This is a genomic window from Streptomyces sp. NPDC043878 (genome assembly GCF_056435735.1).
Genome location: NZ_JBWKDW010000001.1, coordinates 39,113 through 62,418, shown reverse-complemented (window position 1 = coordinate 62,418; position 23,306 = coordinate 39,113). Strand labels below are relative to the sequence as shown.

The following is a 23,306-nucleotide window of genomic DNA, read 5'->3' as shown; positions in this document are numbered from 1 at the left end:
CTCAGTCCAGGACCGCCTCATGGACCAGCCGCTTGAGCTCCGGGTAGATGGTGTGCGAGCCCTTCGGCCGCACCTGCGTCATGAACTGCACGGTGAGGTCGTGGACGGGATCCACCCAGAACGTCGTCGTCGCCACCCCGCTCCAGCCGTAGGTGCCGAGTCCGGCCGGGGCCTTCGTCCGTTCCGGGTCGATCACCACGGAGACGCCGAGACCGAAGCCGACCCCGTCGTTGCCGGGCTCGTCGTGCGCCGGGCGGCTGCCGAAGGAGCGCAGGTCGGCGCCGCCGGGAAGCTGGTTGGACGTCATCAGGTCCACGGTCCGCGGCGCGAGCAGGCGGGTCCCGTCGAGCTCGCCGCGCCGGCGCAGCAGCTCCGCGAAGCGGTGCACGTCGTGCGCGGAGGCCACCATGCCGCCGCTGCCGGACAGGAAGCGGGGGCGGCCGTGCAGCGGCAGCCCGGGGATCGGCTCGATGCCGCCGCCGTCGGCGTCCCCGTACAACTCGGCCAGCCTGTGGCGCTGTTCGGGTGCCACGCAGAACCCGGCGTCCGTCATCCCGAGGGGGCCGAAGATCCGCTCGGCGAAGAACGTGTCGAGCGGCTGCCCGGACACCACCTCCACGACCCGGCCGAGGACGTTGGTGGCGACCGAGTAGTTCCACTCGGTGCCCGGCTCGTACTGCAGCGGCAGACCGGCGTACACGTCGACCGTCTCGGCCAGGGTCGAGCCCGGCACCACGGCGGACTCCAGACCGGCCTCGCGGTAGAGCGCGTCGACGGGGTGGTTGTGGTAGAAGGCGAAGGTCAGACCCGCCGTGTGGGTCATCAGGTGCCGGATCAGGATGGGCCCGGCGGCCGGGCGCGTCCTGAGGTCCGCGCCGGAGCCGCCGGCGTACACCTGCGGGTCGGCGAAGGCCGGCAGGTGGCGGGCGACCGGGTCGTCCAGCGACAGCCGGCCCTCCTCGACCAGCAGCAGCGCGGCGACGGAGGTGACGGGCTTGGTCATGGAGTAGATGCGCCACAGGGTGTCGGCCTCGACGGGCAGCCCGGCGGCGAGGTCACGGTGGCCGTGCGCGGTGAGGTGGGCGACGCGTCCGCCGCGGGAGACGGCCACCAGGAAGCCCGGCAGGCGTCCCTCGTCGACGTAGTGGGCGACGTGCTGGTCGAGGCGGTCCAGCGCCTTCACGTCCAGCCCGGCCTCGCCCGGGTCGACCTCTTGTCGCAGCTGTGCCATCGTTCTCCTCCGAAGTGCGTTCGTCGAGGTGCCGTCCGGCCTACCCCGCCGGAATGCCCTCAGACCTCATCGTGGCGCAGGAACAGGTGATCGGTCCCCAGGATCGGGGTGATCGTCGCGCGTCGCGTCGAATCGCCCCGGCAGAAGTGCCCCGGCCCCGGCCCCGGCGCCGGCCACCGCCACCCCGGCGGGAATCCCGAGCGGCAGCCCCGCCCCGGACCGCGTCCCCATCAGCGCGGCCGCACCGGCCACCCCGAGCACCGGCCCCACGTTCATCGCGGTCTGCTGCAACCCGCCCGCCACCCCGGCCGACGCGACGGGCGCCCGCCGCACGACGACATGGGTCGCCGCCACCATCACCGTCCCGAACCCGGCCCCCAGCAGCCCGAACCCGAAGCAGAGGACGGCGGCCCCGGAGGCCCGCGACAGCACCAGTGGCCGGTGTCCACCGCCCCCGAACGGCGGCGCGCCGGGAATCTCCGTCCCGTTCGGCGGGTTGACCTGACATGACTCAGGACGCGACGCAGGACGCACTGCTCCAGCTGCTCTCGGACACCGGGGGCGGGGTGCTGGTCACCCTCAAGCGCGACGGCCGGCCCCAGCTGTCGAACGTCAGTCACCGCTACGACCCGGCAGAACGCACCCTCCGGGTCTCGCTCACGGACGACCGTGCCAAGACCCGCAACCTGCGCCGGGACCCCCGGGCGTCGTACCACGTGACCAGCCCCGACCGGTGGGCCTACACCGTCGTCGAGGGCACGGTCGACCTCTCGCCCGTCGCGGCGGACCCGCACGACGAGACGGTCGAGGAACTCGTCCGCCTCTACCGCGACGCCGCCGGTGAACACCCCGACTGGGACGACTTCCGGGCCGCGATGGTCCGCGACCGCCGGCTGGTGTTGCGGCTGCGGGTGGAGCGGGCCTACGGCATCCCGCGGGCCACCGACCGCAGCTGAGCGGACCGGAGTCCGGGCCGGAGTCCGGTCCGGCCGGGCGCGGGCCCGCGGCGTGGCGGGCGGCCCGCCGGCGGGCGGCGGTCCGCGCGCTCCGGCCGCCCCTGAAACCGGCCGGAGCGCGCGGAGTCCGGCGGGCGCGGCCGTCCGCGGGGTGGTGTTCCGCCTTGTTCCGGCCGATGTTCTGGCGCCGTCCGCCATCTGTCAACGGTGCCTCCGCCGCCCGGCCACCGGTGTGCCACAGTCCTGGGGCGGCAGGCGCAGGGCCGACGGCCGATGGACCCGGGAACACCGGGTCCCTAAGCTTTTCCGCAGCTTGACCGTCCCGCGCACGCCACGAGAAGAGGACTTCATGCCCGTCAACGGCCGCAGCCACATCCGCGTCGCCCGCCCGTCCCGGGACCTGGCCGCCGCCGAGCGGTTCTGGGCCGGCGGTCTCGGTCTCGACGTGCTCTGGCGGGCCGAGGGCGGCGGCATCCCCGGGGAGCACGACCTGCTGATGCTGGGATGGCCGGACGCCGGCTGGCACCTGGAGCTCGTCCGGGAACCCGCCGACCCGGTCGAGCCCAGCCCCACCGAGGACGACCTCCTGGTGGTCTACGTCGACGGCCCGGTGCCGGAGGACCTGGTCGCCCGGCTGGAGGCGCACGGCGGGAAGCGGGTGCCCTCACCCAACCCGTACTGGAACGAGTGGGGCGTCACCGTCGAGGACCCCGACGGCTACCGGCTGGTGCTCTGCGAGCGGGGCTGGAGCAACGTCTGAGCCCGGGTGCGGCACCGGTGTCGAGGGGACGCGTCGAAGGACCGCCCCGCGGCGCCGCCGCCCCCAGCCCGCCGACCGGCGGTGAAACGGCCCGGGTACGCGTCGTCCGCGCGTACCCGGGCCGTCGTGCCCGCCGCTCTACGGCCTGGTGTTCCACTCCGCGATCACCGGGCGGCCGTGCTCGGTCGACAGCCGTCCCAGGGTGCCGGTCGCCAGCTGGAACAGGCGTCCGTCGGCCGCCGCCAGGCCCAGCCGCCGCGCGGTCAGGACGCGCAGGAAGTGGGCGTGGGCCACGAGGACCACGTCACCGTCGGGCAGCGCCTCGGCGACCCGGTCGAGCACCCGGTCGGCGCGCGCGCCGATCTGCCCGGGCGACTCGCCGGGGTGTCCCTCGGGGCCGGCCGGTACCCCGTCGGTCCACAGGTACCAGTCGGGGCGGGTGCGGTGGATGTCGGCGGTGGTGATGCCCTCGTAGCCGCCGTAGTCCCATTCGTGCAGGTCGGGGTCTGTTGCGGCGCCGGTCAGGCCGGCCAGTTCGGCGGTGCGTATCGCGCGGTCCAGCGGGCTGGTCAGCGCGAGGGCGTAGGTCCGCGGCGAGAGGAGCGGAGCGAGGGACTTGGCCTGTTCCTCGCCGTGCTGGGTGAGGGGCAGGTCGGTCCAGCTGGTGTGCCGGCCCGACACGCTCCACTCCGTCTCACCGTGGCGGACCAGGAGAAGGTCCCCCACGGCGGGCTACTCCTTCACGGACTCGACGGCGTGGCCGCCGAACTGGTTGCGCAGTGCGGCGACCATCTTCATCTGCGGGGAGTCCTCCTGGCGGGAGGCGAACCGGGCGAAGAGGGAGGCTGTGATCGCCGGCAGCGGCACGGAGTTGTCGATGGCCGCCTCGACGGTCCAGCGGCCCTCGCCGGAGTCCTCGGCGTAGCCGCGCAGCTTCGTCAGGTGCTCGTCCTGGTCCAGCGCGTTGACGGCCAGGTCCAGCAGCCAGGAGCGGATGACCGTGCCGTCCTGCCAGGAGCGGAACACCTCACGCACGTCGGTCACGGAGTCCACCGACTCCAGCAGCTCCCAGCCCTCCGCGTACGCCTGCATCATGGCGTACTCGATACCGTTGTGGACCATCTTCGAGAAGTGCCCGGCGCCGACCTTGCCCGCGTGGACGTAGCCGTACGGGCCCTCCGGCTTGAGCGCCTCGAAGATCGGCTGGAGCCGGTCGACGTGCTCCTTCTCGCCGCCGACCATCAGCGCGTAGCCGTTCTGCAGGCCCCACACGCCGCCGGAGACGCCCGCGTCGACGAAGCCGATGCCCTTGGCGCCCAGCTCTTCGGCGTGCTTCTCGTCGTCGCTCCAGCGGGAGTTGCCGCCGTCGACGACGGTGTCGCCGGCCTCCAGCAGGCCGCCGAGCTCGTCGACGACCGACTGGGTGGCGGCGCCGGCCGGCACCATCACCCACACCGTGCGGGGCGCCTGGAGCTTGTCGACCAGTTCGGCCAGGCTGCTCACGTCGGAGAGTTCGGGGTCGCGGTCGTAGCCGATGACGGTGTGGCCGGCGTGGCGGATGCGCTCGCGCATGTTGCCGCCCATCTTGCCGAGACCGATGAGGCCGAGCTGCATCGTTGTCATGTCAGTTCACTTCCCGAGTGTTGCGGAGAGTCCGGTACGCGGCCACGAGGGCGGTGGTGGAGGGGTCGAGGCCGGGGACGTCGGCGCCCTCGGTCAGGGCGGGTTCCACGCGCTTGGCGAGGACCTTGCCGAGTTCGACGCCCCACTGGTCGAAGGAGTCGATGTTCCAGACCGCGCCCTGGACGAACACCTTGTGCTCGTACAGCGCGACCAGCTGGCCCAGTACCGAGGGGGTCAGTTCGGCGGCCAGGACGGTGGTGGAGGGCTTGTTGCCCTTGAAGGTGCGGTGCGGCACCTGCTCCTCGGGCACGCCTTCCGCCCGTACCTCCTCGGCGGTCTTGCCGAAGGCCAGCGCCTGTCCCTGGGCGAACAGGTTCGCCATCAACAGGTCGTGCTGCGCCTTGAGTTCGTCGCTCAGCTCGGCGACCGGCCGGGCGAAGCCGATGAAGTCGGCCGGGATCAGCTTCGTGCCCTGGTGCAGGAGCTGGTAGTAGGCGTGCTGGCCGTTGGTGCCGGGCGTGCCCCACACCACCGGGCCGGTCTGCCACTCAACCGGCTTCCCGTCGCGGTCCACCGACTTGCCGTTGGACTCCATGTCGAGCTGCTGGAGGTAGGCGGTGAACCGGGACAGGTAGTGGCTGTAGGGGAGCACGGCGTGCGACTGGGCGTCGAAGAAGTTGCCGTACCAGATCCCCAGCAGGCCCAGGATCAGCGGGGCGTTGGCCTCGGCGGGCGCGGTGCGGAAGTGGTCGTCGACGATGCGGAATCCGTCCAGCAGCTCCCGGAACCGGTCCGGGCCGATCGCGATCATCAGCGACAGGCCGATGGCCGAGTCGTAGGAGTAGCGGCCGCCGACCCAGTCCCAGAACTCGAACATGTTGTCCGGGTCGATACCGAACTCGGTGACCTTCTCCTCGTTCGTCGACAGGGCGACGAAGTGCCGGGCGACCGCCTTCTCGTCGCCGAGGGCGTCGAGCAGCCAGGAGCGGGCCGAGGTGGCGTTGGTGATCGTCTCGATCGTGGTGAACGTCTTGGACGCGACGATGAACAGCGTCTCAGCCGGGTCCAGGTCCCGGATCGCCTCGTGCAGGTCGGCACCGTCCACGTTGGAGACGAACCGGAACGTCAGCTCACGGGCGGCGAACGCGCGCAGCGCCTCGTACGCCATGGCCGGGCCCAGGTCGGAGCCGCCGATGCCGATGTTGACGACGTTCCTGATGCGGCGGCCGGTGTGGCCGGTCCACTCGCCCGAGCGGACCCGGGCGGAGAAGTCGCTCATCTTGTCCAGCACCGCGTGGACCTGGGGGACGACGTTCTCGCCGTCCACCTCGATCACCGCGTCCGCCGGGGCCCGCAGGGCGGTGTGCAGGACGGCCCGCCGCTCGGTGACGTTGATCCTCTCGCCGCGGAACATGGCGTCCCGCAGCCCGAACACGTCGGTGGCGGTGGCCAGTTCCTGGAGCAGTGCGAGGGTCTCGTCGGTGATCAGCTGCTTGGAGTAGTCCAGGCGCAGGTCTCCGACGCGCACCACGTACCGCTCGGCGCGCCCGGGGTCCGCCTCGAACAGGTCCCGCAGAGTGGCGTGCCACTCGGCGCGGTGGTCCTCAAGGGCGGCCCACTCCGGCCGCCGTGTCAGCTTGGGGGAGTCAGACATGTGCAGGTGTCTCCTTGGTGCCCTTGGTGTCCTCACCGCGCAGGGCGATGGCGTACATCTCGTCCGCGTCGAGGCGCCTGAGCTCCTCGGCGATGAGTTCGGAGGTGGTGCGGACCTTCAGCGCGAGGGTGCGCGAGGGCTGGCCCGGCAGGGACAGCGTGGCCAGCGGGCCCTCGGGACGGTCGATGACGACGTCGCCGCCCGCCGTGCCCAGGCGCACCGCCGTGACCACCGGGCCCGCTGTGACCACCCGGTCGACGGTTACCCCGAGGCGGGCCTCCAGCCAGCGCGCGAGCAGTTCGGCGCTGGGGTTGTCGGCCTCGCTCTCCACGGCCGCCGAGGTGATCTCCGCGCGGGCCTGGTCCAGGGCGGCCGCCAGCATCGAGCGCCAGGGGGTGAGCCGGGTCCAGGCGAGGTCGGTGTCGCCGGGCGCGTAGGAGGCCACCCTGGCCTCCAGCGCCGCGAGCGGCCGGTCGACGGCGTACATGTCGGTGATCCGGCGCTGTGCGAGGGCGCCGAGCGGGTCCTTGACGGGCGCCTCCGGCGCGTTCACCGGCCACCACACGACGACCGGCGCGTCCGGCAGCAGCAGCGGCAGGACCACGGAGTCGGCGTGCTCGGACACCTCGCCGTAGGTCCGCAGCACCACCGTCTCGCCGGTGCCGGCGTCGGCGCCCACCCTGACCTCGGCGTCCAGCCGCGAAGCGGTGCGGTCACGCGGGGTGCGGGCGTGCCGCTTGATGACGACCAGGGTGCGCGAGGGGTGCTCGTGCGAGGCCTCCTCGGCGGCCCTGATCGAGTCGTAGGCGTTCTCCTCGTCCGTGACGATGACCATCGTCAGGACCATTCCCACCGCGGGTGTCCCGATGGCGCGGCGCCCCTGCACCAACGCCTTGTTGATCTTGCTTGCCGTGGTGTCGGTCAGGTCGATCTTCATGGCCTGCGCCAGCTCCGTCCGTCTCGTGCGAGCATCTCGTCGGCTTCCTCGGGTCCCCAGGTCCCCGAGGGGTACTGCGCGGGACTGCCGTGCCGCGCCCAGTACGCCTCGATCGGGTCGAGGATCTTCCAGGACTCTTCCACTTCCTGGTGGCGGGGGAACAGGTTGGCGTCGCCGAGCAGCACGTCCAGGATGAGGCGTTCGTACGCCTCCGGGCTGGACTCGGTGAAGGACTCGCCGTAGGCGAAGTCCATGGACACGTCCCGGATCTCCATCGAGGTTCCCGGCACCTTGGAGCCGAACCGGACCGTCATGCCCTCGTCGGGCTGGACGCGGATGACGATCGCGTTCTGGCCGAGCTCCTCGGTGGCGGTGGAGTCGAAGGGGGAGTGCGGGGCCCGCTTGAAGACCACCGCGATCTCGGTCACCCGGCGGCCCAGGCGCTTGCCCGTGCGCAGGTAGAAGGGGATGCCCGCCCAGCGGCGGTTGTCCACCTCCAGTTTGATCGCCGCGTACGTGTCGGTCTTCGACCGGGGGTTGATGCCCTCCTCCTGGAGGTACCCGGCCACCTTCTCGCCGCCCTGCCAGCCCTCGGCGTACTGGCCGAGCACGGTGTGCTCACCCAGCTTCTCCGGCAGCCGCACGGACTTGAGGACCTTGAGCTTCTCGGTGAGCAGCGCGTCGGCGTCGAAGGCGATGGGCTCCTCCATCGCGGTGAGCGCCATCAGCTGGAGCAGGTGGTTCTGGATGACGTCACGGGCGGCGCCGATGCCGTCGTAGTAGCCTGCCCGGCCGCCGATGCCGATGTCCTCGGCCATCGTGATCTGCACGTGGTCGACGTACGACCGGTTCCACACCGGCTCGTACATCTGGTTGGCGAACCGCAGCGCCAGCAGGTTCTGGACGGTCTCCTTGCCCAGATAGTGGTCGATGCGGAAGACCTGGTCCGGTTCGAACACGTCGTGCACCAGCGCGTTGAGCTCGCGGGCGCTGCGCAGGTCGTGCCCGAACGGCTTCTCGATCACCGCGCGCCGCCAGGAGCCCTCCGGGGCGTCCGCCAGACCGTGCTTCTTGAGCTGGCGCACGACCTTGGGGAAGAACTTCGGCGGTACGGAGAGGTAGAAGGCGTAGTTGCCGGCGGTGCCGCGGGAGCCGTCGAGCTCGTCCACGGCCGCGCGCAGCTGCTTGAACGCGGTGTCGTCGTCGAAGTCGCCCGGGATGAACCGCATGCCCTCGGCGAGCTGCTGCCAGACCTCCTCACGGAACTCGGTGCGGGCGTGCTCGCGCACCGCGTCGTGCACGACCTGGGCGAAGTCCTGGTCCTCCCAGTCCCGGCGGGCGAAGCCCACCAGGGAGAAGCCCGGCGGCAGCAGGCCGCGGTTGGCCAGGTCGTACACGGCCGGCATCAGCTTCTTGCGGGACAGGTCGCCGGTGACACCGAAGATCACCAGGCCGGAGGGGCCGGCGATCCTGGGCAGCCGGCGGTCACGCGGATCGCGCAGCGGGTTGGCCCATTCGGCGGGCTCGGTGGCGGGCAGGGCGGTCACGGCCTCCATCGCCTCCTCGGCAGTCGTCGTCCCGGACAGTTCCTCGCTCATTCCCCGTCGACCCCCTTGCTGTTCAGTGACTTGGTGACGGCGTCCGGCAGCTCCTGCCAGGCCGTCTCGAACGTGGCGACACCCTCGTCCTCGAGCTGCCGCACGACCTCGTCGTAGGAGACGCCGAGCCTCTCCAGGGCGGCCAGGTCGGCGCGGCCCGCGGCGTAGCCGCCGGTGACGGTGTCCCCGGTGATCAGGCCGTGGTCGGCGGTGGCCTCGAGCGTGGCCTCCGGCATGGTGTCGACCGTGCCGGGTGCGACGAGGCCGGCCGGGTCGCCGGACGTGATCCGTTCGCGTGACAGGTCGTCCAGCCAGACGGAGACGCCCTCCTCGGACAGTCGCTGGAGCGCACCCGCGGTCGCGGTTGCTTCGGTCACTGTGATCATCTTCTTTCTGGCGGTCGGATCAGCCACGCGCGGCGGCCAGCGACTGCCTGGCCGCCTCGGCGACGTTCTCGGCGGTGAAGCCGAACTCGGCGAACAGGGTCTTCGCGTCGGCGGAGGCACCGAAGTGTTCGAGGGAGACGACGCGTCCCGCGTCACCCGTGAACCGGTACCACGTCAGCCCGATCCCGGCCTCGACCGCAACGCGGGCCTTCACGGACGGCGGCAGGACGCTGTCGCGGTACTCCCGCGGCTGCTCGTCGAACCACTCCACGGACGGCATCGACACCACCCGGGTCCCGATGCCCTCGGCCTCCAGCCGTTCCCGTGCGGCGACCGCGAGTTGGACCTCGGAGCCGGTCGCGATCAGGACCACCTCGGGCGTGTCGGTCGAGGACTCCACGCGCACGTAGCCGCCCTTCGCCGTGTCCTCGTCGGACGCGTACGTCGGTACGCCCTGACGGGTGAGCACCAGGCCGTGCGGGGCCGGGTTCGTGGCGTGCCGCCGCAGGATCTCGCGCCAGGCGATCGCGGTCTCGTTGGCGTCCGCGGGCCGGACGACGTTGAGGCCGGGGATCGCGCGCAGCGAGGCGAGGTGCTCGACCGGCTGGTGGGTGGGGCCGTCCTCGCCGAGGCCGACGGAGTCGTGCGTCCACACGTACGTCACCGGCAGCTGCATCAGCGCGGACAGGCGCACGGCGTTGCGCATGTAGTCGGAGAACACCAGGAAGGTGCCGCCGTAGATCCGGGTGTTGCCGTGCAGCGCGATGCCGTTCATCTCCGCGGCCATGGAGTGCTCGCGGATGCCGAAGTGGACGGTGCGGCCGTAGGGGTCCGCGCCCGGCAGCAGGTTGCCGGTGGGCAGGAAGGAGCTGGTCTTGTCGATGGTGGTGTTGTTGGAGCCGGCCAGGTCGGCCGAGCCGCCCCACAGCTCCGGGACGACCGCGCCCAGTGCCTGGAGAACCTTCCCGGAGGCGGCGCGGGTGGCGACGGAGGCGCCCGTCTCGAAGACCGGCAGCGCGTCCTCCCAGCCCTCGGGGAGCTGACCGGCGACGACCCGGTCGAAGAGCGCCGCGCGCTCCGGGTCGCCCGCCCGCCACTTGTCGATCCGCTTGTCCCAGGAGGCGTGTTCCCGTGCCCCCCGGTCGAGGGCCTCGCGGGTGCGGGCGAGGACCTCGGGCTCGACCTGGAAGGTCTGCTCCGGGTCGAATCCGAGGGCGCGCTTGGTGGCGGCGACCTCGTCCGCGCCGAGGGCCGAGCCGTGCGCGGCCTCGGTGTTCCGCGCGTTCGGCGCGGGCCAGGCGATGATCGTGCGCATCGCGATGATCGAGGGGCGGCCGGTCTCGGCCTGCGCCGCCCGGAGCGCCGAGTGCAGCGCGTGGACGTCGATGTCGCCGTCGGCGGCGGGCTCGATCCGCTGGACGTGCCAGCCGTACGCCTCGTACCGCTTCAGCACGTCCTCGGAGAACGCGGTCGCGGTGTCGCCCTCGATGGAGATGTGGTTGTCGTCGTAGAGGAAGACCAGGTTGCCGAGGTGCTGGTGACCGGCGAGGGAGGACGCCTCCGCGGAGATGCCCTCCTCCAGGTCGCCGTCGGAGACGATCGCCCAGACGGTGTGGTCGAAGGGCGACTCGCCCTCGGGCGCCTCCGGGTCGAACAGGCCGCGCTCGTAGCGGGCGGCCATCGCCATGCCCACCGCGTTGGCGGCGCCCTGCCCGAGCGGGCCGGTGGTCGTCTCCACACCGGCCGTGTGCCCGTACTCCGGGTGACCGGGCGTCTTCGAACCGTGGGTGCGGAACGCCTTCAGGTCGTCGAGCTCCAGCTCGTACCCGGCGAGGAACAGCTGCGTGTAGAGGGTCAGCGAGGTGTGACCGGGCGACAGGACGAAGCGGTCACGGCCGGTCCACTCGGGGTCCGCGGGATCGTGTCGCATCACCTTCTGAAAGATCGTGTACGCGGCCGGGGCCAGGCTCATCGCGGTGCCGGGGTGTCCGTTCCCGACGCGCTGCACGGCATCCGCCGCGAGAAGCCGGGCGGTGTCGACGGCACGCCGGTCGAGTTCGGTCCATTCGAAGGTGTCCGGTGTCTGCGTGCTCATCTTCAAGAAGTCCTCGATTGGAGCGGGCGTTCTGGTCTGACGCGTTCAAACTTAAAAGTCTGACTTTTACGGGGGAAGGTCGCCGTGTGTCAGCCTGTGGTGAAAGTGGGACACCGACGGCGTGAACGAGGCGGCGCGAGAGGGACATGGCGGACAGAACCATCCAAGGCGGAGACGGTGACGGCGGCGTTGACACGATCAGAACGTTCCCCTTTCCGGCCGAATTGAGCGTGGGCGGTGTCGGCATGCAGATCGGCCCCATGGGAACCGGCCGCACCTGGCACGCCGACGCGCCCCTGCACCGCGTCCACCGCATCGACTTCCACGTCGTGATGCTGTTCGACGCCGGCCCCGTGCACCACATGATCGACTTCGCCGAGTACGAGGCGGCGGCGGGCGATCTGCTGTGGATCCGCCCCGGACAGGTCCACCGCTTCTCGCGCGGCAACGGGTACCTCGGAACCGTCCTGACCATGCAGCCCGGCTTCCTGCCCCGCGCCACGGTCGAGGCCACCGGCCTCTACCGCTACGACCTGCCGCCCCTGCTGCGCCCCGACGGCCCCCAACTCGTCGGCCTGCGCTCCGCGCTCGCCCAACTGCGGCACGAGTACGAGGACACGACGACCCTGCCGCTCAGCCTGCACACCGCGGTACTGCGGCACTCCCTGACGGCGTTCCTGCTGCGCCTGGCCCATCTCGCGGCCAGCTCCGCGGAGGCGGCCCGCCGGCAGTCCGACACCACCTTCACCCTCTTCCGCGACGCCGTGGAGCGGGACTTCGCCACCAACCACAGCGTCAGCGCCTACGCCGACGGCCTCGGCTACTCCCGCCGCACCCTCGTGCGCGCGGTGCGCGCCGCCACCGGGCAGACCCCCAAGGGCTTCATCGACCACCGCGTGATCCTGGAGGCCAAACGCCTCCTCGCCCACACCGACCTGGCGACGGGCCGTGTCGGCGCGGCGGTCGGCTTCCCCGACGCGGCGAACTTCTCCAAGTTCTTCCATCTGCACACGGACATGACTCCGGCCGCGTTCCGGGCGGAGTTGAGCTGAACCGCTTCCCGGCCGGGGACACGCGGACGCCCCGCGAGGTCCTCGCCTCGCGGGGCGTCCGGTACGCCGGGTGAAAGGGGCCCGTGGGCCCGGCGGTCGGCCCGTCAGTGGCCGAAGTCGAACCAGTTGACGTTCACGAAGTCCGCCGGCTGGCCGCTGGTGAAGGTGAGATAGACGTCATGGGTGCCCGTCACCGAGGTGAGGTTCGCCGGGACCGTCCGCCAGGACTGCCAGCCACCGGTGTTGGCCACCGAGAAAGTGCCGACCGGCGCGCTGGTACGGCTGTCCAGCCGCACCTCGACCAGGCCGCTGACCCCGCCCGCCGCACCGCTCGCCACCCGTGCGACGAACTGCTTCGCCGCCGTGGAACCGAAGTTGACGCCCTTGTAGAGGGCCCAGTCACCGTTCGCGAGGGCACCGATGTTCTGGCCGGCCCCGGTGTCGGAGGTGGTCTCGGTGATCGTGCCCGACTGGCCGTCGTACGACTCCGCCTGGATGGCGCTGTAGGCGTCGCGGTTGCCGGTGGGCGGGGGAGTGGTGCCTCCTCCGCTGCCCGACTGGAGCACCTGGACGTAGTCGACGACCATCGGGTGACCCGGCACCGTGTCGTTGTCCAGACCGCCGCCGAACGCGTCCGGGAACCCGCCGCCCATCGCCACGTTCAGGATGACGAAGTACCCGTGGTTGGTCGCGTTGGCCCAGGTCGTCGCGTCGACCTGATTGGCCGTCACCGTGTGGTAGTTGGTGCCGTCGACGTAGAAACGGATCGCCTCCGGGCTCACCGAGCGGTCCCACTCCATGCTGTAGGTGTGGAAGCCGGACTGGCACGTCGAGCCCGGACACGCGACGGAGTTGCCGATGCCGGTGGTCTCGTTGCAGGGGCCGCCCGGGCTGGTGCCGCAGTGCATCGTGGCCCAGACCTTGTTCAGGCCCTGGACGTTCTCCATGATGTCCAACTCGCCGACGCCCGGCCAGTTCTGGTAGTTGCCGCGGTACGGCGCGCCCAGCGCCCAGAACGCCGGCCAGTAGCCCTCGGCGGCGGTGCCGGTGACGTTCGGCATCTGGATGCGGGCCTCGACGCGCAGCTTGCCGCCGGCCGGGGGCTGGAAGTCGGTGCGGGTGGTCTCGATGCGTCCGGAGGTCCAGTGGCCCGCCGAGTCGCGCAGCGGGGTGATGCGCAGGTTGCCGTTGCCGTCGAGCGAGACGTTGTTGGTGCTGGAGGTCATTGTCTCGACCTCGCCCGTGCCCCAGTTGGACGGGCCGCCGGGGTACGAGATCCCCGTGTCGTACTGCCAGTTGCCGGTGTTCACGCCGCTGCCGGCCGTGCCGGTGAAGTCGTCGAGGAAGACCTGGGACCAGCCCGACGGGGGCGTCGGCGCGGAGGCGTTCGCCACCGGTGAGGTGACCGTGGCGGGGGCCGCCGCCAGGCCGAGTGTGCCGAGGACGGCGACGAGCGCCCGCCGCAGCGGACGGCGTCTGTGGTGCGCGCCGGGGAGGGAGGTGCCGGAGGAGTCGCTCATGGGGGCCTCTCGGGTACGGAGTGGGGGTGCGCGGGAGCCTTCGGGAGCGCGAAGGGTTTGAGAGCGCTCTCAGAGTGCGCCCAATGTGCTCCCGGCCACTGCGGCCGTCAAGAGGTGTAACCCGGGATTTCCTTCCGGGGCAGGTGAGTTCACCCGATGAAGACAGGAATGTGCTAGGGCCTGTTGTGAAAGTGCCGACGGGCCGGACCAAGTGATGCCCTGGTCCGGCCCGTGCTCTCGCCCCTACAGGTCGAGCTGGTACTGGAGTGTCGTGTGTGTGGGCACGTAGCCGAGGCTGTCGCTGATGTGTCTCATGCGCGTGTTGCTGTCGGCGGTGTCGGTCAGGAGGCCGCCGAGGTCTGGATAGCGCCCGTGGGCTTGTCGGATCGACTCGGCCTTCATCCATCGACCGAGGCCATGTCCGCGGTGTTCGGGCAGCACGCCGGTGCCGTAGTGCTGGCCATCACCCGTGCCGTTGCCGGGGACGACGAGTTCTGTGAACCCGGCGATCGAGTCGTTGGAGGTGTCGATGGCGACGACCGTGTGCAGCTGGTCGCCACGATCTTCAACGGCCTTCGCCGCGGCCCGGACCCGGTCCACGTCCCAGACCACGATGCCGTAGTCGGTGTCGTCCATGGGCATGTCGTCCATGGCCCGGCGTGAGGCGGCGAACGTCTGGGCGAGGCCGTCAGGGACGGTCCCCTGCCATGACGCCAGCCGGTAGCCGGGATGCGGACGCTCGATGATCTCGGCGAGGGCGATGACGTCCACGCCGGCCAGTGGCAGGCGGGCGTACCTCAGGGTGAGCACCTTGCGGAAGCCGCGGGCCGACAGGAAGTGACCGCCGGGTGATCCGGCCTCGGCCTGTGCGACAACGCAGCGTCGGGCGTTGTCCCGGGCGGCGGCCACGGCAGCGTCGAGGAGCCGGGAGCCGGCGCGCTTGCGCCGCTCCACGGGGTGGACGTGGAGGCTCAGTTCGGCCAGGTGCTCTTGTCCGCCATCGAACAGGCGCAAAAAGGCCGTCCCGACGGGGATGGAATCGGCGTCGGACGCCAGCCATGCAAGGCGTCGGCTGTGCGCCCCGTGAGCGGGGTCGGTCAGTGGGGTGATGCGGAGCGACAAGGTGTCTCCGTCGTGAGGAGGCGGCAAGGGTCGGTACGCGGGCTCGACTGCTGGGCACTCCTGCGCATGTGCTCCACACCTCCTCGTCGACAGCGCCGGTCCGGAACGACATGGACGGCTGGGTGAACCTAGCTGGCCCATCGCCTCCTCGGCAAAGGGTTAACGGAAGGCCGGTGCGAGCGTGCTGGTCACAGCCACTCGTTGACGGCCGCGACCAGCACGGTTGCCTCATGGCGAACGGCGAGCTTGTCGTATCTCGTGGCCACGGCCCGGTGGCGTTTCAGGCGATTGATCCCGCACTCCACAGCGTGCCGCTCGCGGTCATCGGTCTTGTCGAACATCGGCGGCCGGCCGCCACGGGGGCCAAGCTTCCTGCGGTTGCGGATCTGGTCCCTCTTCTCCGGGATCGTGCATCGGATCCCGCGTCGGCGCAGGTAGGCGCGGTTCCTCCGGGAGCCGTACGCCTTGTCCGACGCACCTTGTCAGGCCGTGTGCGGGGAGGTCCCAGTCCCAGCCGGGGGACTCGGATCCGCTCCAGGACCGGTTCGAACTGCGGGGAGTCCCCGCCCTGTCCGGCCGTGATGACGATCGACATGGGCATCTGCCCCTGCTCGACCGCGAGATGGACCTTGGTGGTCAGCCCGCCTCGCGAGCGCCCGAGCCCGCGGTCGTCCGGCTCGATCTCGAAGCCGCCGGGCGGCCCCTTCTGGAGATCCCCCTTTTGGCCGCCCAGGCGGCGTGCTGATGGGGCGCGGCACGCAGTTGAGTCGACGCTGACATCCCAGGTGATCATGCTGCTGTCGTCGGCCTGGGCCTGCAGTTCGGTGAAGACTCGCTTCCACGTGCCGTCGCGCTGCCGGCGCGGAACAGGTCATGGACCCGATCCCACGGCCCGCACCGCTCGGGCACATCCCTCCAAGGCGTCCCGGCCGGGGTCCGCCACCGTATGCCGTCGATCAGCTGCCGCCTCGGCCATCGGCGGCCGACCGGACTTCTTGCCCTTCGGCAACAGCGGCTCCAGCCTGGCCCATTGCTCGTCTGTCAGATCTCCACGCGCCACGGAGCGTCATCACTCCACGACCAAGATCGGCTTTCGCTACAGGCCCTCTAGGGGCACCCGCTGTCGCGGGACCCTGTGGTGTGCCTTGCTCCCGGAACCGGATGCCCTTCCGGGGGGCCGCCGCCGCCCCCGTCCCGCTCCGGGTCAGAGTGCGCTGCCCGCCTTCCAGTGGGCCCAGGAGAGGTTCCAGCCGTTGAGGAGAACGACACTCCCGGACCGGACCTACGGCGCCCCGCCCGCCGTGTCCCGCGCGGGCCGCCAGCCCAGCGCCCGCGAGATGCCGCGCGCCGCGAGCCGTACCGCCGGAACCAGTACCGGTACCTGGGCGTCGGCCTGCGGTACGACGACCGAGACGGCGGCGACCACGGATCCGCCCGGCCCGCGCACGGGCGCGGCCACGGACAGGGCGTCCTCGGTGACCTGACGGCTGCTCACCGCGACGCCGCCGCGCCGCACCTCGGCCAGCTCACGGCGCAGCCGGGCGCCCTCGGTGATCGTGTACGGGGTGAAGGAGGCGAGCGGTCCCGCGCAGTAGGTCTCCTGGAAGGCCGCTTCGCCGTGGGCCAGCAGGACGAGCCCCACCCCGGTGGCGTGCAGCGGCCAGCGCGCGCCGACGCGGATGTGCACACCGACCGCCGACCGCCCCGAGATCCACTCGATGTAGACGACCTCCGCCGCGTCCCGCACGGCCAGCTGCACGTTCTCGTGGGTGGCCTCGTACAGGTCCTCCAGGTGCGGCAGGGCCACCTGCCGCAGGGCGAGCCCCCGCGGGGCGAGCGCCGCGAGCTCCCACAGCCGCAGCCCGACGTGGTAGACACCGGACGTGTCCCGCTCCAGCGCGCCCCACTCGGTGAGGGCGGCGACGAGCCGGTGCGCGGTGGTCAGGGTCAGCCCCGCCCGGCGGCTGATGTCGGTGAGGCACAGCGCGTGATGCTCGTGGTCGAACGCGGCCAGCACGGACAGCAGCCGGTCGGGCGCGGAGCGGGTCGTCATGGCCGGCGTCTCCCGGGTGGGCGAGGTGCTGCGGGCGGGGCGGTGGTGGGCCGGAGGGCAGAGGGGGTGCGGTGCTGGAGCCGTACGACGCGGGGTGGCGGCCGGGTCAGGCGAGGCCGTCCTCCGCCACCCGCAGCAGCAGCGCGTGCAGGGCCTCGCGCTCGGCCGCGTCCAGGGGGCCGAGGAGCTCGTTGGTCACCCGCAGGCCCGCCTCGTCGGTCCCGCGCAGGAAGTCGCGGCCGTCCGCGGTCAGGACGACGATCCGGCTGCGGCGGTCGTCGGGGGAGGGCCGGCGCTCGGCGAAGCCCTGCTTCTCCAGGTCGTCGACCAGGCCGACGATCGCGCTCGGGTCGTAACCGAGGCGGACGCTCAACTCGCGCTGCAGCGCGCCCTCCGAGGTGGCGAGCAGGCGCAGGACCGCGTAGTGGCGCAGGCGCAGCCCCGACTCCTGGAGGCAGGCGTTGAACAGCTGCCCGGAGCGCAGACCCAGCCGGTACAGCAGATAGCCCGTGTCCGCGTGCAACTCGCGCATCCACGGCTCGTTCGCGTCGATCGGGGCGGGGTTCGTGGCGTGCTGGCGGGTGATGGCGGGCTCCCTGGTGTCGGTGCGGGCGGTCGCGGTCGTCGTGGTGATTTCAGCATGACGCACCCGTAGGTCATCAACAACTATTGACGTTAACAATTATTGCTCTTAGCTTCGATCTCGTAGCCGCACCGATGCGCCGTCACGGCGCATCCCATGTGAAGGGACTCGCCCGTGCCCAGCATCGATCTCACCGGGAAGGCCGCCGTCGTCACCGGCAGCGGCCGGGGACTCGGCCTCGCCTACGCCCACGCCCTCGCCGCCCACGGCGCGTCCGTGGTGGTCAACGACGTCGACGAGACCGTGGCCGAGCAGGCCGTGAAGTCCATCACCGCGGCCGGTGGCACCGCCGTCGCCGAGGTCGTCGCCGTCGGCACCACCGAGGCCGCCGAGCGGCTGGTGGCCCGCGCGGTCGAGGAGTTCGGCCGGCTCGACGTCCTGGTCACCAACGCGGGCATCCTGCGCGACAAGGTGCTGTGGAAGATGACCGACGAGGACTTCGACGCGGTGATCACCACTCACCTCAAGGGCACCTTCACCTGCGCCCGCGCGGCCGCCGTACGCATGCGCGAGCAGGGCGAGGGCGGCACGCTGATCCTGGTCGGCTCGCCCGCCGGGCAGCGCGGCAACTTCGGGCAGACGAACTACGCCGCCGCCAAGGCCGGCATCGCCGCCATGGCCCGCACCTGGTCCATGGAACTGGGGCGCGCCGGCATCACCGTCAACGCGATCGTGCCGGTGGCCGCGACCGCCATGACCGAGACCATCCCCGCCTTCGCCCCCTACGTCGAGGCGCTGAAGAACGGCGAGCCGTTCCCGGCCTTCCTGCGCAGGGGCGAGGGGTTCGGCACGCCGGAGGACTGCGCCGGACTCGTCCCCTTCCTGGCCTCCGAGGCCGCCCGCTCCGTCACCGGCCAGGCCATCGGCATCGGCGGTGACAAGGTGGCACTCTGGTCCCATCCGCAGGAGATCAGGGCGGCCTACGCGGACGGCGGCTGGACCCCCGACGCCCTGGCCGACGCCTGGTCCACCTCGGTCGGCGCCGAACTGCAGACGGTGGGCATCCCGGCCCCCCGGTTCCCGGAGGCGTGATGGGCTCCGTCATGAACGTCGACGGCCTGACGGCGATCGACGTGCACACCCACGCGGAGGTGTCCTCCAAGGGGCACTCCTCCCTGGCCGACGACCTGCACCACGCCTCCTCCGCCTACTTCAAGGTCGAGGGCGAGCGGAAGCCGACCCTGGAGGAGACGGCCGCTTACTACCGGGAGCGGAGCATGGCCGCCGTGATCTTCACGGTGGACGCCGAGTCCGCCACCGGCACGGCGCCCGTCCCCAACGAGGAGGTCGCCGAGGCGGCCGCCGCCAACGCCGACGTCCTCATCCCCTTCGCCTCCATCGACCCCTTCCGTGGGAAGGCGGGCGTGAAGCAGGCCCGGCGCCTGGTCGAGGAGTACGGGGTGAGGGGCTTCAAGTTCCACCCCAGCATCCAGGGCTTCTTCCCCAACGACCGCTCGGTGGCGTACGCCCTGTACGAGGTGATCGAGGAGACGGGGACCATCGCCCTGTTCCACACCGGCCAGACGGGCATCGGTGCCGGAGTCCCGGGCGGCGGCGGGATCAGGCTCAAGTACTCCAACCCGCTGCACGTGGACGACGTGGCGGCCGACTTCCCGCACCTCAAGATCATCCTGGCGCATCCGTCGTTCCCCTGGCAGGACGAGGCCCTGGCCGTCGCCACCCACAAGCCGGGCGTGCACATCGACCTGTCCGGCTGGTCGCCGAAGTACTTCCCGCCGCAGCTCGTGCAGTACGCCAACACGCTGCTCAAGGACAAGGTCCTGTTCGGCTCGGACTTCCCCGTCCTCACCCCCGACCGCTGGCTCGCCGACTTCGCGAAGCTGCCGATCAAGGACGAGGTCCGGCCGAAGATCCTCAAGGAGAACGCCGCCCGTCTGCTCGGGCTGACGACACCGTAAAGGGGCGCCAGATGCGCAACGAGGGACTCGGGTCCTGGCCCGCACGCCGGGCCCGCAAGACCCCGCACCGCACCGCCCTGGTCCACGGCGGCCAGTCGACCGACTACCGCACACTGTATGCACGCACCACCCGCCTCGCCCACGCCCTGCGCCTGCGGGGTCTGCGCCGCGGCGACCGGATCGCCTACCTCGGCCCCAACCACCCCTCCTACCTGGAGACCCTCTTCGCGGCCGGCACACTCGGCGCGGTCTTCGTCCCCCTCAACACCCGCCTGGCCGGCCCGGAGATCGCCTACCAGCTGGCCGACTCCGGCGCCAAGGTCCTCGTCTACGGCCCCACACACGCGGGGCTCGTCGCCGGACTCCCCGGCAGCACCGACGTACGGACGTACATCGAGGTCGGCGCCGAGTACGAGCAGGCGCTGGCGTCGGCGCCGGCCGAGCCGGTCGACGAACCGGTCGCCCCCGACGACACCTGCGTCATCATGTACACCTCGGGCACCACCGGCCGCCCCAAGGGCGCCATGCTCACCCACGCCAACCTGACCTGGAACGCGGTCAACGTGCTGGTCGACACCGACCTGATCGCCGACGAACGCGCCCTGGTCTCCGCCCCGTTGTTCCACACGGCGGGCCTGAACATGCTCACCCTGCCGGTGCTGCTCAAGGGCGGCAGCTGCGTTCTGGTCGACGCCTTCGACCCCGGGGAGACCCTCGACCTGATCGAACGGCACCGGATCACCTTCATGTTCGGGGTGCCGGCGATGTTCGACCAGGTGGCCCGGCAGCCGCGCTGGACGGACGCCGACCTGTCCTCGCTGCGCATCCTGACCTGCGGCGGCTCACCGGTGCCGACCCCGCTGATCGCCGCCTACCAGGAACGCGGCCTGACCTTCCTGCAGGGCTACGGCATGACGGAGGCGTCCCCCGGCACGCTGTTCCTGGACGCCGAGCACGCGGTGAGCAAGGCGGGCTCGGCCGGCGTACCGCACTTCTTCAGCGACGTGCGGGTGGTGCGCCCCGACCTCTCCCCGGCGGACGTCGACGAGACGGGCGAGGTCGTGGTCCGTGGCCCGCACGTGATGCCCGGCTACTGGGGGCTGCCCGAGGAGACGGCCGCCTCCTTCGCGGACGGCTGGTTCCGCAGCGGCGACGCGGCCCGGATCGACGAGGACGGATACGTCCACATCGTCGACCGCATCAAGGACATGATCATCTCGGGTGGGGAGAACATCTACCCGGCCGAGATCGAGGACCTGCTGCTCGCCCACCCGGACATCGTCGAGTGCGCGGTCATCGGCGTGCCGGACGACAAGTGGGGCGAGGTGCCGCGCGCGGTGGTGGTGCCCCGCGAGGGCGCCCGGCTCGACGCGGAAGAGGTGCTCGCCTCCCTGGCGGGCCGGCTGGCCAAGTACAAGATCCCCAAGTCGGTGGTGCTGGCGGACGAACTTCCCCGCACCGCCTCCGGAAAGCTCCTCAAGTCCCGGGTGCGTTCCCGGTTCGGCACCGACTCCTGAACAACTCTCCCGTGAGGAACGGCATATGAGCATCACCGTCAACGGTCTCGACGAGCTGAAGAAGCTGGCCGGCAGCGACCTGGGCACCAGCCAGTGGATCGAGGTCACCCAGGAGCGCGTCAACACGTTCGCCGACGCGACCGGCGACCACCAGTGGATCCACGTCGACCCGGGGAAGGCCGCGGAAGGCCCCTTCGGCGCCCCGATCGCCCACGGCTATCTCACCCTCTCCCTGTTCATCCCGCTGTTCACCGAGCTGCTGGACGTCCAGGGCGTCACCACGAAGGTCAACTACGGGCTGAACAAGGTGCGGTTCCCCTCGCCGGTGAAGGTCGGTTCGCTCATCCGCCTGGCCGCCCGGCTGGCCGAGGTCGAGGAGGTGCCCGGCGGGGTGCAGATCACCGTCGACGGCACGATCGAGATCGAGGGCGGCGCGAAGCCGGCGGCGGTGCTGCAGAGCCTGTCGCGGTTCTACGCGTGAGCCGATGACCGCGGCGGCGAGGCCGGCCGCGCCGCTGACCGCGTCCCCTGCGGGGCGCTTCAGCTGACGACGTCCACGAAGACCGGGTTGGAGTAGAACCAGGTGTCCGCCCACGGGTCGCCGTTGCCCGGCTCGTGCGGGACCGGGCCGTGGGGGTCCACGGAGGCGCCCAGGTAACCGGCCCCGTTCCGGTTGCCGTCGCTGCCGCGCAGCCGGACGTAGAACGGCTCGTCGCCCGCGGTCAGCGGGATGCGCAGGGTGTACGTCCCCCTGCGGCCCTGGACGTCCTTCGTGTGCACGACCCTGGTGTCGGGCGCCCGCCAGGTGTCGGCGTCGGCCACCGGTCCGCGGACGGCGCCGCGGATCACGTCCACCTGCGCCAGGCCGGGCAGGACGCCCTGGGAGTTGGGGCGGGTCGCGGTCGTCACGGTCACGTTCAGGGTGAGCTTCTCGCCCCTGCGCACCCGCAGCCGGCCGCCGAGGGTGACGCCCCGGCCGTGGTCGCGGTCGCGCTTCAGCCGGACGTCGAGCCCGTCGAGCAGGTGCCCGTGGTCGAGCCAGACACGGCCCGCGCGCAGGCCGGCCATCACCGACCGGTAGCCGTAGCGGGTGACGCCGACGTGGGTGCGGCTGAACTGGCCGGGCCAGAAGTCGCTGCCCGGCTGCGGGGTGCCGGTGTCCACCGGGTCGGGGAGCCTGCCGGTGTTGTCGAAGTTCTGCCCGGCCGGCCAGTCGCCGTTCTTCCAGGTGTCGAACACCACCCGGTGCGCGTCGGAGTTGGTGGTGACGGAGAACAGTCTGCCCTCGGACAGCATCGCGTCCCACAGCCCGCCCACGGTCGCGGTCGCCCAGTCGAAGCCGCCGTAGGTGACGTAGGCGTCGGCCGGATATCCCGCCCAGGACTGCGCGGACGGCTTGTTCTCGTACTCGCCGCGGATCGACGTCGCGCCGCGCCACCCCGGCAGGGCCGCGCCCTGGGCGCCCGGCGCGCCCTCCATGCCGATCACGATCTCGGGGGCCGCGTCCCGCCAGCCGCGGATCTCGCGCGGGGAGTCGATGCCCAGGCGCAGCGGGTGGTTGGCGAGGACGAGCACGTCGTCGACGTAACCCGTCCGGCGCTGCTCCGCGAGCCACCGGACGGCCCTGACCGCGTGCGCCTCGTTGCGGGCGGTGTCGGCGGCGCCGGCGGAGCCCTCGGTGTAGCCGAGCAGCTTGCCGTCGTAGGCGAGTTCGAAGCGGGTCAGCAGGTCGACCTCGTGCGGGCCGGGGGCCGCGAAGACCGTGGCGTGCTCGGCGGCCGGGATGTACCACTCCAGGCCCTGGAAGATCAGCTGGCGCGGGTTCGCGGCGCGCGCCGCGAGGATCTCCCGGTGCTCCAGAGCGGCGCCGTAGGAGGCGTGCCCGAAGTTGGAGTGCTCGTTGAACACCATCCAGTCGAGGCCGAACCGGGCGCCCGCGGAAGCCAGTTGGGAGAACGTGTACTTCGCGTCGTGGCTGTACACCGTGTGGATGTGGTGGTCGCCGACCAGGTAGGCGAGGTGCGGGTCCTCGCCGCCGAGGCCGCGGCCGGCGGCTGCCGCGGGCACGGCGGCCGGGCCGAGGGCGAAGGCGGCCCCGAACAGGCCCGCTCGGCGCAGGAGTCCGCGCCGGGAGACGCCCTGCGCGTCGAGGGCGGCGGGGGAGACGGACGGGTCCGCCCAGGCGGGCAGTTGCTGCTCGGTCATCGTGGTCCTCGCCGGGTCAGTGGTTTGTGCATCGT

General features: G+C 71.5%; 20 protein-coding genes and 2 pseudogenes. 7 read left to right on the top strand and 15 right to left on the bottom strand.

Annotation, left to right across the window (positions count from 1 at the left end):
• Nucleotide 1: 1 nt before the first annotated feature.
• Both AC07AZ_RS00265 and AC07AZ_RS00260 read right to left on the bottom strand, forming a co-directional pair.
• Nucleotides 2–1,231, bottom strand: a complete 1,230-nt coding sequence (locus AC07AZ_RS00265) for a serine hydrolase domain-containing protein (RefSeq protein WP_478842144.1) — start codon at nucleotides 1,229–1,231, stop codon at nucleotides 2–4.
• Between the two features lie 66 nt (nucleotides 1,232–1,297).
• Nucleotides 1,298–1,663, bottom strand: coding sequence for a hypothetical protein (locus AC07AZ_RS00260; protein WP_478842142.1), 366 nt, complete (start codon nucleotides 1,661–1,663; stop codon nucleotides 1,298–1,300).
• Nucleotides 1,664–1,737: 74 nt separating this feature from the next.
• On the opposite strand from AC07AZ_RS00260, the gene AC07AZ_RS00255 reads away from it, so the two are divergent.
• Together AC07AZ_RS00255 and AC07AZ_RS00250 are read left to right on the top strand one after the other, a co-directional pair.
• Nucleotides 1,738–2,187, top strand: coding sequence for a PPOX class F420-dependent oxidoreductase (locus tag AC07AZ_RS00255; protein ID WP_478842140.1), 450 nt, complete (start codon nucleotides 1,738–1,740; stop codon nucleotides 2,185–2,187).
• Nucleotides 2,188–2,536: 349 nt separating this feature from the next.
• Nucleotides 2,537–2,947 (top strand): VOC family protein, encoded by a 411-nt coding sequence (locus AC07AZ_RS00250; protein WP_478842138.1) that lies wholly within the window; start codon nucleotides 2,537–2,539, stop codon nucleotides 2,945–2,947.
• 138 nt (nucleotides 2,948–3,085) lie between these two features.
• Here AC07AZ_RS00250 and AC07AZ_RS00245 read toward each other — a convergent pair whose 3' ends face one another.
• The 7 genes and pseudogenes from AC07AZ_RS00245 to tkt all read right to left on the bottom strand — a co-directional run bounded on the left by AC07AZ_RS00245 (nucleotide 3,086) and on the right by tkt (nucleotide 11,240).
• A complete protein-coding gene (locus AC07AZ_RS00245) occupies nucleotides 3,086–3,673 on the bottom strand; it encodes a histidine phosphatase family protein (protein WP_478842136.1) in 588 nt (195 codons plus the stop codon).
• Between the two features lie 6 nt (nucleotides 3,674–3,679).
• Nucleotides 3,680–4,561: a phosphogluconate dehydrogenase (NAD(+)-dependent, decarboxylating) gene (gene gnd / locus AC07AZ_RS00240; protein ID WP_478843391.1), complete on the bottom strand. Its 882-nt coding sequence runs from the start codon at nucleotides 4,559–4,561 to the stop codon at nucleotides 3,680–3,682.
• Nucleotides 4,562–4,571: 10 nt separating this feature from the next.
• The gene (pgi, locus tag AC07AZ_RS00235) at nucleotides 4,572–6,224 is read right to left on the bottom strand and encodes a glucose-6-phosphate isomerase (protein ID WP_478842134.1); all 1,653 of its coding nucleotides are present in this window, start codon (nucleotides 6,222–6,224) and stop codon (nucleotides 4,572–4,574) included.
• Entirely contained in the window at nucleotides 6,217–7,161 is a 945-nt protein-coding gene (opcA, locus tag AC07AZ_RS00230; RefSeq protein ID WP_478842132.1) for a glucose-6-phosphate dehydrogenase assembly protein OpcA, read from the bottom strand. The genes pgi and opcA overlap by 8 nt, the downstream gene beginning before the upstream one ends.
• Entirely contained in the window at nucleotides 7,158–8,717 is a 1,560-nt protein-coding gene (gene zwf, locus AC07AZ_RS00225) for a glucose-6-phosphate dehydrogenase (RefSeq protein WP_478843389.1), read from the bottom strand. The genes opcA and zwf overlap by 4 nt, the downstream gene beginning before the upstream one ends.
• A 38-nt stretch (nucleotides 8,718–8,755) precedes the next feature.
• Nucleotides 8,756–9,022: pseudogene (locus AC07AZ_RS00220) on the bottom strand (transaldolase family protein); the annotation flags it as partial.
• Nucleotides 9,023–9,164: 142 nt separating this feature from the next.
• Nucleotides 9,165–11,240, bottom strand: coding sequence for a transketolase (gene tkt / locus AC07AZ_RS00215; protein ID WP_478842130.1), 2,076 nt, complete (start codon nucleotides 11,238–11,240; stop codon nucleotides 9,165–9,167).
• Between the two features lie 146 nt (nucleotides 11,241–11,386).
• Between tkt and AC07AZ_RS00210 the strand changes: the two genes are divergently transcribed.
• Nucleotides 11,387–12,292: a helix-turn-helix domain-containing protein gene (locus tag AC07AZ_RS00210; protein ID WP_478842128.1), complete on the top strand. Its 906-nt coding sequence runs from the start codon at nucleotides 11,387–11,389 to the stop codon at nucleotides 12,290–12,292.
• A 104-nt stretch (nucleotides 12,293–12,396) separates the two neighbouring features.
• Here AC07AZ_RS00210 and AC07AZ_RS00205 read toward each other — a convergent pair whose 3' ends face one another.
• The 5 genes and pseudogenes from AC07AZ_RS00205 to AC07AZ_RS00185 form a co-directional block, all read right to left on the bottom strand.
• Complete coding sequence (locus AC07AZ_RS00205; protein WP_478842126.1) at nucleotides 12,397–13,812, bottom strand: glycoside hydrolase family 16 protein; 1,416 nt, start codon at nucleotides 13,810–13,812, stop codon at nucleotides 12,397–12,399.
• A 243-nt stretch (nucleotides 13,813–14,055) separates the two neighbouring features.
• Complete coding sequence (locus tag AC07AZ_RS00200) at nucleotides 14,056–14,934, bottom strand: GNAT family N-acetyltransferase (RefSeq protein ID WP_478842124.1); 879 nt, start codon at nucleotides 14,932–14,934, stop codon at nucleotides 14,056–14,058.
• Between the two features lie 188 nt (nucleotides 14,935–15,122).
• Nucleotides 15,123–15,994 (bottom strand): annotated as a pseudogene (locus AC07AZ_RS00195) (IS5 family transposase).
• 222 nt (nucleotides 15,995–16,216) lie between these two features.
• Nucleotides 16,217–16,987: an IclR family transcriptional regulator gene (locus tag AC07AZ_RS00190; protein WP_478842123.1), complete on the bottom strand. Its 771-nt coding sequence runs from the start codon at nucleotides 16,985–16,987 to the stop codon at nucleotides 16,217–16,219.
• A gap of 106 nt (nucleotides 16,988–17,093) precedes the next feature.
• Nucleotides 17,094–17,519, bottom strand: a complete 426-nt coding sequence (locus AC07AZ_RS00185; RefSeq protein ID WP_478843387.1) for a MarR family winged helix-turn-helix transcriptional regulator — start codon at nucleotides 17,517–17,519, stop codon at nucleotides 17,094–17,096.
• Nucleotides 17,520–17,744: 225 nt separating this feature from the next.
• Here AC07AZ_RS00185 and AC07AZ_RS00180 point away from each other — a divergent pair, with 225 nt between their 5' ends.
• The 4 genes from AC07AZ_RS00180 to AC07AZ_RS00165 are packed head-to-tail and all read left to right on the top strand — an operon-like array spanning nucleotide 17,745 to nucleotide 21,547.
• Nucleotides 17,745–18,662, top strand: coding sequence for an SDR family NAD(P)-dependent oxidoreductase (locus AC07AZ_RS00180; RefSeq protein WP_478842121.1), 918 nt, complete (start codon nucleotides 17,745–17,747; stop codon nucleotides 18,660–18,662).
• Nucleotides 18,663–18,673: 11 nt separating this feature from the next.
• On the top strand, nucleotides 18,674–19,549 hold the full coding sequence (locus AC07AZ_RS00175; RefSeq protein WP_478843385.1) for an amidohydrolase family protein: 876 nt from the start codon (nucleotides 18,674–18,676) through the stop codon (nucleotides 19,547–19,549).
• An 11-nt stretch (nucleotides 19,550–19,560) separates the two neighbouring features.
• Nucleotides 19,561–21,066, top strand: a complete 1,506-nt coding sequence (locus AC07AZ_RS00170) for an acyl-CoA synthetase (protein ID WP_478842119.1) — start codon at nucleotides 19,561–19,563, stop codon at nucleotides 21,064–21,066.
• 25 nt (nucleotides 21,067–21,091) lie between these two features.
• Nucleotides 21,092–21,547 (top strand): MaoC family dehydratase, encoded by a 456-nt coding sequence (locus AC07AZ_RS00165; protein ID WP_478842117.1) that lies wholly within the window; start codon nucleotides 21,092–21,094, stop codon nucleotides 21,545–21,547.
• Between the two features lie 59 nt (nucleotides 21,548–21,606).
• Here the strand turns inward: AC07AZ_RS00165 and AC07AZ_RS00160 are convergent, their stop codons facing one another.
• Nucleotides 21,607–23,271: a histidinol-phosphatase gene (locus tag AC07AZ_RS00160; RefSeq protein WP_478842115.1), complete on the bottom strand. Its 1,665-nt coding sequence runs from the start codon at nucleotides 23,269–23,271 to the stop codon at nucleotides 21,607–21,609.
• Nucleotides 23,272–23,306: the final 35 nt, after the last annotated feature.

Coding starts and splice junctions, on each gene's coding strand:
- zwf (WP_478843389.1), bottom strand. CDS start 8,717: ATGGAGGCCGTGACCGCCCTGCCCGCCACCGAGCCCGCCGAATGGGCC.
- AC07AZ_RS00170 (WP_478842119.1), top strand. CDS start 19,561: ATGCGCAACGAGGGACTCGGGTCCTGGCCCGCACGCCGGGCCCGCAAG.
- gnd (WP_478843391.1), bottom strand. CDS start 4,561: ATGCAGCTCGGCCTCATCGGTCTCGGCAAGATGGGCGGCAACATGCGC.
- AC07AZ_RS00210 (WP_478842128.1), top strand. CDS start 11,387: ATGGCGGACAGAACCATCCAAGGCGGAGACGGTGACGGCGGCGTTGAC.
- AC07AZ_RS00265 (WP_478842144.1), bottom strand. CDS start 1,231: ATGGCACAGCTGCGACAAGAGGTCGACCCGGGCGAGGCCGGGCTGGAC.
- AC07AZ_RS00250 (WP_478842138.1), top strand. CDS start 2,537: ATGCCCGTCAACGGCCGCAGCCACATCCGCGTCGCCCGCCCGTCCCGG.
- AC07AZ_RS00190 (WP_478842123.1), bottom strand. CDS start 16,987: ATGACGACCCGCTCCGCGCCCGACCGGCTGCTGTCCGTGCTGGCCGCG.
- AC07AZ_RS00205 (WP_478842126.1), bottom strand. CDS start 13,812: ATGAGCGACTCCTCCGGCACCTCCCTCCCCGGCGCGCACCACAGACGC.
- AC07AZ_RS00160 (WP_478842115.1), bottom strand. CDS start 23,271: ATGACCGAGCAGCAACTGCCCGCCTGGGCGGACCCGTCCGTCTCCCCC.
- tkt (WP_478842130.1), bottom strand. CDS start 11,240: ATGAGCACGCAGACACCGGACACCTTCGAATGGACCGAACTCGACCGG.
- AC07AZ_RS00165 (WP_478842117.1), top strand. CDS start 21,092: ATGAGCATCACCGTCAACGGTCTCGACGAGCTGAAGAAGCTGGCCGGC.
- pgi (WP_478842134.1), bottom strand. CDS start 6,224: ATGTCTGACTCCCCCAAGCTGACACGGCGGCCGGAGTGGGCCGCCCTT.
- AC07AZ_RS00175 (WP_478843385.1), top strand. CDS start 18,674: ATGAACGTCGACGGCCTGACGGCGATCGACGTGCACACCCACGCGGAG.
- opcA (WP_478842132.1), bottom strand. CDS start 7,161: ATGAAGATCGACCTGACCGACACCACGGCAAGCAAGATCAACAAGGCG.
- AC07AZ_RS00185 (WP_478843387.1), bottom strand. CDS start 17,519: ATGCGCGAGTTGCACGCGGACACGGGCTATCTGCTGTACCGGCTGGGT.
- AC07AZ_RS00255 (WP_478842140.1), top strand. CDS start 1,738: ATGACTCAGGACGCGACGCAGGACGCACTGCTCCAGCTGCTCTCGGAC.